Source organism: Vibrio sp. 10N.247.311.12 (assembly GCF_041467515.1).
Lineage (GTDB): Bacteria > Pseudomonadota > Gammaproteobacteria > Enterobacterales > Vibrionaceae > Vibrio > Vibrio crassostreae_C.
On the sequence record NZ_JBFSUV010000064.1, the window covers coordinates 19,701 to 28,112 of the forward strand.

Annotated in this window: 6 protein-coding genes; 1 reads left to right on the top strand and 5 read right to left on the bottom strand. The window is 44.3% G+C overall.

Annotation, left to right across the window (positions count from 1 at the left end; genetic code table 11):
• Window positions 1-10: 10 nt before the first annotated feature.
• The 5 genes from dnaJ to grpE form a co-directional block, all read right to left on the bottom strand.
• The gene (gene dnaJ, locus AB6E30_RS21040; protein WP_017059869.1) at window positions 11-1,159 is read right to left on the bottom strand and encodes a molecular chaperone DnaJ; all 1,149 of its coding nucleotides are present in this window, start codon (window positions 1,157-1,159) and stop codon (window positions 11-13) included.
• A 284-nt stretch (window positions 1,160-1,443) separates the two neighbouring features.
• Window positions 1,444-3,357, bottom strand: a complete 1,914-nt coding sequence (dnaK, locus tag AB6E30_RS21045; RefSeq protein ID WP_017059868.1) for a molecular chaperone DnaK — start codon at window positions 3,355-3,357, stop codon at window positions 1,444-1,446.
• Between the two features lie 389 nt (window positions 3,358-3,746).
• The gene (locus tag AB6E30_RS21050; protein ID WP_372105117.1) at window positions 3,747-4,784 is read right to left on the bottom strand and encodes a polysaccharide lyase family 7 protein; all 1,038 of its coding nucleotides are present in this window, start codon (window positions 4,782-4,784) and stop codon (window positions 3,747-3,749) included.
• 258 nt (window positions 4,785-5,042) lie between these two features.
• Entirely contained in the window at window positions 5,043-6,317 is a 1,275-nt protein-coding gene (locus AB6E30_RS21055) for a dicarboxylate/amino acid:cation symporter (protein WP_372105119.1), read from the bottom strand.
• A gap of 392 nt (window positions 6,318-6,709) precedes the next feature.
• Window positions 6,710-7,291 (bottom strand): nucleotide exchange factor GrpE, encoded by a 582-nt coding sequence (gene grpE, locus AB6E30_RS21060; protein WP_017059864.1) that lies wholly within the window; start codon window positions 7,289-7,291, stop codon window positions 6,710-6,712.
• 143 nt (window positions 7,292-7,434) lie between these two features.
• On the opposite strand from grpE, the gene nadK reads away from it, so the two are divergent.
• The gene (gene nadK / locus AB6E30_RS21065; RefSeq protein ID WP_017059863.1) at window positions 7,435-8,319 is read left to right on the top strand and encodes an NAD(+) kinase; all 885 of its coding nucleotides are present in this window, start codon (window positions 7,435-7,437) and stop codon (window positions 8,317-8,319) included.
• Window positions 8,320-8,412 lie beyond the last annotated feature (93 nt).

Genomic DNA, 8,412 nt, shown 5'->3' on the forward strand with positions numbered 1-8,412 from the left:
AACAATCTAATTACTTAGTTAGGTCATCGAAGAAGTTTTTAACGCCGCTAAAGAAACCTTCAGACTTTGGCTTATGCTTGCTTGCCGCTTCACCACCACAGGTTTCTTCGAATTCACGCAGTAATTCTTTCTGGCGAGCGCTTAGCTTAACTGGAGTCTCAACCACTAGCTTAACGATTAGATCACCCACACCGCCACCACGAACGCCTTTCACGCCCTTGCCACGCATACGGAACATACGGCCCGTTTGTGTCTCTTCTGGTACCTTAAGGTTTACACGACCATCCAGTGTTGGAACTTCAACTTCACCGCCTAGAGCAGCCATAGAGAAGCTTACTGGTACTTCGCAGTAAAGGTTGTTGCCGTCACGTTCGAAGATGTTGTGCTCTTTTACGTGTACTTGTACGTACAGATCGCCAGCTGGAGCGCCTTGCTCTCCCGCTTCGCCTTCGCCTGATAGACGAATACGATCGCCAGTATCAACACCAGCAGGGATCTTAACGTTAAGTGTTTTCGTCTTCTGTTTGCGACCTTGACCATGACATGAGTTACATGGGTCTTTGATGATCTTGCCTTTACCGTTACAAGTAGGACAAGTCTGTTGAACCGCAAAGAAACCTTGGCGCATTTGTACTTGGCCGTGGCCATGACAAGTGCCACACGTTTGTGCAGAAGAACCCGCTTTCGCGCCGCTGCCGTCACAAGTATCACACTCTACAAGTGTTGGTACTTCGATTTCTTTAGAAACACCACGAACCGCTTCTTCTAGAGAAAGTTCCATGTTGTAACGTAGATCTGAACCACGTTGTGCACGCTGTTGACCGCCACCACGACGACCGCCGCCGAAGATGTCGCCAAATACGTCACCGAAGATATCGCCGAAGTCACCTTGGCCACCGCCGCCGAAACCACCGCCGCCGCCCATGCCACCTTGTTCAAAGGCTGCATGACCGTATTGGTCGTAAGCTGCTTTCTTTTGAGAATCGGTTAGGATCTCGTACGCTACTTTTACTTCTTTAAACTTATCTGCTGCGGTCTCATCACCCTGGTTACGGTCCGGGTGGAATTTCATCGCTAAGCGTTTGTACGCTTTTTTAATATCGCGCTCTGATGCATCGCGGCTTACGCCTAATACTTCGTAAAAATCACGTTTTGACATGTTCTAGGTCACCAAAATAATTGCTACTACCGAATGATCACTTCAGTAGTCTGTGTATCAATCTAGATAAAAGTTCTGCCGGCTGAAATGCCGAATAAAGCTATTATCTAGATCGACAAGTCTAAATACAAATTTACGGGCGTGAGAGTTACCTCTGACGCCCGCAATAATAAGTCTTTGAGACAAATTTCTAAGCAGATAGCTTGAGTCCTAAGTGGAAGCGCGGAGCCTACGTTAGTAGGTGGACACTTCCGATAACGAAATCAGGCTACTCTGCGACGAAATTATTTTTTGTCTTCTTTAACTTCTTCAAACTCAGCGTCTACAACATCGTCGTCTTGCTTAGGTTGTTCACCAGCGTCAGCACCAGCTTGTTCAGCTTGAGCTTTCTGTTGAGCAATTTCCATTAGCTTTTGAGCTGCTTGCATCAGTTCTTGAACTTTAGCGTCGATAGCTTCTTTATCGTTACCAGACTTAACTTCTTCTAGTGCAGTGATAGCCGCTTCGATTTTAGCTTTCTCGTCTGCAGGTAGAGCTTCACCAGCTTCTTCTACTTGCTTCTTAGTGCCGTGAATCATTTGGTCAGCTTGGTTACGTGCAGTTACTAGCTCTTCGAACTTTTTGTCCGCTTCTTTGTTAGCTTCTGCTTCTTGTACCATTGCTTCGATCTCTTCCTCAGACAGGCCGCCTGATGCTTGGATAGTGATCTTCTGCTCTTTACCTGTTGCTTTATCTTTAGCAGATACGTTCAGGATACCATCAGCATCTAGGTCGAATGTTACTTCGATTTGTGGCATGCCACGTGGTGCTGGTTGGATACCTTCTAGGTTAAACTGACCAAGAGACTTGTTGTAAGTCGCTTGCTTACGCTCACCTTGAAGAACGTGGATAGTTACTGCGTTTTGGTTGTCTTCAGCTGTAGAGAACACTTGATCCGCTTTAGTAGGGATAGTTGTGTTTTTCTCGATAAGCTTAGTCATCACGCCGCCCATCGTTTCGATACCGAAAGATAGAGGAGTAACGTCTAGTAGTAGAACGTCTTTAACGTCACCCGCTAGTACACCACCTTGAACAGCAGCACCCATTGCAACAGCTTCGTCAGGGTTCACGTCTTTACGTGGCTCTTTACCGAAGAATTCAGTTACTTTAGCTTGAACCATAGGCATACGAGTTTGACCACCAACTAGGATAACGTCAGTGATTTCGCCTACAGATAGGTCAGCATCCGCTAGAGCAACTTTTAGTGGCTCAAGAGAACGTTGAACTAGGTCTTCAACTAGAGACTCAAGCTTCGCACGAGTCACTTTGATGTTCATGTGCTTAGGACCAGTCGCATCAGCAGTAACGTAAGGTAGGTTTACGTCAGTTTGAGTAGTAGAAGAAAGCTCGATTTTCGCTTTTTCTGCTGCTTCTTTAACACGCTGCATTGCTAGTGGATCAGCTTTAAGGTCGATACCTTGTTCTTTCTTGAACTCATCTACTAGGTAGTTGATCATGCGGTTATCGAAATCTTCACCACCAAGGTGAGTGTCACCGTTAGTTGAAAGAACTTCGAAAGTCTTCTCGCCTTCTACTTCATCGATTTCGATGATAGAGATATCGAATGTACCACCACCAAGGTCGTATACAGCGATAGTGCGATCACCACCTTGCTTGTCTAGGCCGTAAGCTAGAGCAGCAGCAGTTGGTTCGTTGATGATACGTTTAACATCTAGACCAGCGATACGGCCAGCATCTTTCGTTGCTTGACGTTGAGCATCGTTGAAGTAAGCAGGAACAGTTACTACTGCGCCAGTTACTTCTTCGCCTAGGAAGTCTTCAGCTGTTTTCTTCATTTTCTTAAGAACTTCAGCAGATACTTGAGGAGCAGCCATTTTTTGGCCTTGCGCTTCAACCCATGCATCACCGTTGTCAGCCTTAACAATGTTGAAAGGCATGATTTCGATATCGCGTTGAACTTCTTCATCTTCAAAACGACGACCGATTAGACGCTTAATTGCGTATAGCGTGTTTTGAGGGTTAGTAACTGCTTGACGTTTCGCAGGTTGACCAACTAGCGTCTCGCCGTCAGTGTATGCGATTACCGATGCTGTTGTGCGTTCGCCTTCAGCATTTTCTAGTACGCGTGGTTTGTCGCCGTCTAAAACAGCAACACAAGAGTTAGTAGTACCTAAATCAATACCAATGATTCGACCCATCAGGCTATCTCCGAAATATAATCTATATTAGTTTTTTGCTATACCCACATATGTGGGGGGCGGTAATCAGGGATTCAACCCTAATACACAAAATTTAAGTGCAAATGTAATTTGCTTTCGTATGCACCATAGATAAGGGCTGCAAACTGGTTTTCAAGGGAATAAGTAAAAAAAATCTATTTTTTCCCGTATCTTTTTACATAAAGGTAAAAAGTGACCGATCCCTTGCCAATTAAGGCTCCAATGTTGAGAAACTCTCGCATTTGTCGCCACATTGAAACCTCAACCCTATTCCAGATGCCATAAAAAAAGACCTTCATGTGGAAGGTCTTTTTCAAATAGATATTAATCAGTTAAATATTGTTCAAATGGTGACTGATTCAGCCATATTATTGGTTGAGCACTAACTGGTAGAAGCTCGCTTGAGTGTAATCACCCGCTTCCATACCACGCCATTCACAGGCTGAGCTCGACTTCTTAGTGTTGCATTGATTGTATGCGCCCGCCTTGAAGTACATCCAGTCCTGTCCATAACCAAGGTCGATATCATGCCCCTGATACTTACCCTTAGCCAAATCAACATCATACGTCTTCACAATAGGATCGGCTGAGTTTGGATTCTTAGTAAAGGTTAAGTGCATGATGTTATCTTTGATATTCACATCGTATGAGAACACTTCACCTAGCTTGATGCCATCAGCAGGGTCCGAGCTGCCTTTTTTCAGATTGTATTGACCAAATACATCATGGCGAATGTCTTTACGAAGTTTCTTTCCGTTTTCATCCTTCGCGTTTTTCATCTCTGTCGGCGGGTTTAACTCATAGTTCCACGTTAACGAACCATGCTCATGTTCTGGCAACTTGCGGTAAACAATTTTCAGAGGTTCATTATCCGACCCATGGATTTGACCAATAACCACAGAGAATGCACCGGTTTTCTTATAGTTACCGCTGGTGCTCACCTGATCAACAGAAAGCGTTGCCGTCATCTGGCCACCGATAGAGCCAAACTCTTCCGCGTTCTCATGGCTTGAAATCGCGAAGTTGTTGCTCGGCGCAGAGTAGCTATCCGCTAGCATCGCTCTTAGCTCACTACGCGTGTTTTTACTGTTTGGCGTCGTTGGAGCTGTATTCGGAGCCACAAACACCATCGCACCAGACTCGGCATCCGTGTAGAACCATTTAGGGTGAACGTAAGGCGTGTCTACATTCGACAGTTCCTTTTTACCAATCTCCAGCGTTTTACCTTTTCTAGACCCTTCAGTCGTCAGCTCCGGTAAGTTAATTTTCCATTTAGATAAATCGAAGTTTTGTGCTGGTGCTTTTGCAGGGTCAAGATTGAACTGTTGACCAATATCGTGATTAGAAGCAAGAGCGGGAGCGGCTAAAAGGCTGGCAGTCAGTAGGCTAAGGTAAGACAGCTTCATTATTGGGTTTCCTTTATGTCGTCATAATGTAGGTTGTCAGAACAATATAATAATATTGTATTATTATATGTGATCTATATTAAAGATTGAAAACTGATGACCCATTCAGCGCGAGTAAAAAGAAAAAATGAGACTTCGCACCAACATAGCCCCCTCTTTTAACTCAGCAGCAGACAGCCCAAAGTACCCAACAGCAGAAATAAAAAAGCCCCGCTCTGGTTGAGCGGGGCTTCGCAGTTATTGAGTCTTAATTAAGAATTAAGCTTCTGCTTTTTGCAGCTCAGCTTCTTCGTTAGCTTCAACGCCAATTTCGTTTTCAGATTTAGCAACGATAGTGTTCACCGCTGTGTCACCCACTACGTTTGAAGAAGTACAGAACATGTCACAGATACGGTCAACAGCAGCAACAATCGCTAGACCTTCTGGTGGTAAACCTAGTTGGTGCAATAGAACACCTACCATCACAACACCGCCACCAGGAACACCACCAGCACCGATAGACAGTAGCAGGATAGTTAGACCAAGAGTGAAGATATCAGCAGTATTGATTGGCTGACCAAACGCGTTTGCTACGAACATAGTTGCGAGTGCAATGTAGATAGATACACCAGACATGTTCATTGTTGCACCCAGTGGTACACCGAAACCTGCTACTGACTTAGATACGTTTAGTTTGTCAGTAAGAGTACGCATTGTTACTGGGATTGTTGCATTCGAACTTGCTGTAGATAGTGAGAATAGAACTTGCTCACGAGTTGCACGTAGGAACTGCTTTGGAGAAATACCAGTGAACGAACCAACCATCATTGGGTAGAAGAAGAAAATCCAGAACACAAGCATTGCAACCACAAGCGCCACATAGCCAGCAACTGACATTAGCGTGTCTGCATCCAGTGTTGCGCCCAGTTGAATCATCAGAGCAAATACACCGTAAGGCGCCAAGCTCATTACTAGGCCGATAAGCTTCATCATGATTTCGTTAGCCATCTTGAATGTCTTGATAGCTGGGCCACCACGAGAATCAAGCGCTTGAATAGCAAGACCTGTCAAAATTGCCATGAAGATGATTTGTAGCATGTCGCCGCTTGCGAACGCTTCTACAGGGTTGCTAGGAACGATGTTAACAACAAGAGAGAAGATATCTGGTGTTTCAGTTGTTGTAAGCGCAATTGTCTCAGAAACCGTACCCGCAAGGTTCGCACCAGCACCCGGTTGGAAAATAAGACCAATCGTTAGCGCTGCTGAAATCGCGATGATGGTGTTAATAATGTAAAGACCAAAGGTTTTACCACCAAGACGACCGAATGAACGAATATCTTTTAGCTCAACGATACCGCAAACAATAGATACGTATACAAGAGGTACTACAAGCAACTTGATAAGTGATACGAACATACCACCAGCACCTTCAGCTGCGCCGAGTAGGTACGTATCAAAAATAGCAATGCCGCTGAATAGGTACTGAATAGCAGTACCAATAATAAGGCCGGCAAACAAGCCTACAAAAATCTTACTTGAGAGCGATTTATCCATCGTTCTTCTCCAGTTTGTTGTGTTTAAAAATCGTACTTTTATAGTTATATATGCGACCCAAATCGCTATATTGCAGTTGATTTTACATACAAAGGTAACAATTAAAAGCATTTATTTACAAAAACATTACAAGTGTGACATCAAAACATTTCTTCATTAACAACCAGTTTCATAATATAAAACTCTAAATTACTGTTCTGGATAAAATAAAAAGAACGACATTCTTAATGCGATTTTGGTGACTATTCACGTGGACTCTCAAGTTACAGGCATAAAAAAAGAGAGGCATATGCCTCTCTTTTCATTTCACGTTAACCAGTGAATTGTTTTGTCGCCGCTATTGTCTTACTTCACAACTGCAATAATCAACTGCTTAGCAAGCGGCCACTCAATTACTTAGCAACCATTACCATTGCAGGGCGAATAACACGGCCGTTAAGCTCGTAGCCTTTCTGCATAACAAACATCACAGTGTTTGACTCGTGGTCTGGGCTTTCTTGAATAGACATGGCTTGGTGGAATTCAGGGTTGAACGCTTCACCTTCAGGGTTGATCTCTGTAAGACCAAATTTAGCCACTGTATCTACGAACGTTTTGTGAGTTAGCTCAACACCTTCAAGAATCGGCTTAACCGCTTCGTTCTCAGCATCTGCAGCTTGTACTGCACGCTCTAGGTTATCGATAACAGGTAGTAGGCCTTCAGCGAATTTGTTTAGCGCGTATTTACGTGCTTTATCCACTTCTTGCTCAGTACGACGACGCATATTCTCAACTTCAGCCTTTGCGCGAAGAACAGAATCTTGCTGCTCTTTCACTTTAGACTCACTAGAAAGCAGTGCGGCTTCTAGTTGAGCAATTTTTGATTCCTGCTCATCAGCCGCGTCTTCATTCAGTTCAGCTTCTTCAACTTTCTCAGCTTCAGCAATGATCTGATCTAGTTCTTCTTCGGTTACTTTGTTTTCTTCGTTGCTCATGATATCTCCAGAATTCGTTTTCAATGCCAGTGACAGGCGTGTTTGCGCCTCAAATTGATATAAAACACTCGCATAGACGTTCAACTTGCCTTTATTATGGGGATGAAGAATTTTGATTCAAGCCTAATTCGTTTGGAAACGTTATGAAAAAGCCATTTGAAGTCATCGCAATTATTGGTAAACCTCGAGATCAGCAAGCAATTCAGACTCATAGAGAGCTCTATCAGTGGTTAAGTACTGAGGGTTATCAAGTGTTTGTTGATGATAGGCTCTCCAGCATTTTGGACGATATCCCACAAGAACATTTTTCTAGCCTGATTGAATTGGGTAAACGTGCCGATCTCGCAATTGTTGTGGGTGGTGATGGAAATATGCTCGGTGCGGCTAGAATTTTGTCACGTTTCGACATTTCAGTGATTGGTGTTAACCGAGGCAATCTTGGTTTCCTAACCGATCTCAACCCTGAAAACTTCCAGAGTGCGCTTACTGATGTACTCAAAGGCGAGTTCATGGAAGAAGAGCGCTTCTTACTTGAAACGGAAATTCATCGTCACGGCCAGGTAAAAAGCCACAATGCAGCACTTAATGAGGCTGTACTGCACCCCGGCCAAGTTGCTCACATGATCGAGTTCGAAGTGTATATCGATGACAGCTTCGCCTTCTCACAGCGCTCTGATGGCTTAATCGTCTCAACACCGACAGGTTCTACCGCCTACTCGCTTTCCGGCGGCGGCCCTATCCTGTCATCAAGCCTAAATGCTATCTCACTCGTGCCAATGTTCCCGCACACCCTTTCAAGCCGCCCATTAGTGGTGGATGGCAAGCGTCGTATTAAGCTTATCGTATCGCCTGATAACCGTGGAACTCAGGAAGTGAGCTGTGATGGTCAAATCTCGCTACCGGTTTCTCCTGGTGATGAGATCCACATTTACCAAAGCCCAAATGTGCTCAAACTGATCCACCCTAAAGACTACAACTACTACCACGTTCTACGTAACAAGCTAGGCTGGTCGAGCAAGCTGTTCTAAGTGAAAAGCGAACGATTTTAAAAAGGCTGACGACATTCGTCCAATGCCGTTCGGATAAGCATTACTGTTTGAATCTAAACGGATATTTAGCTG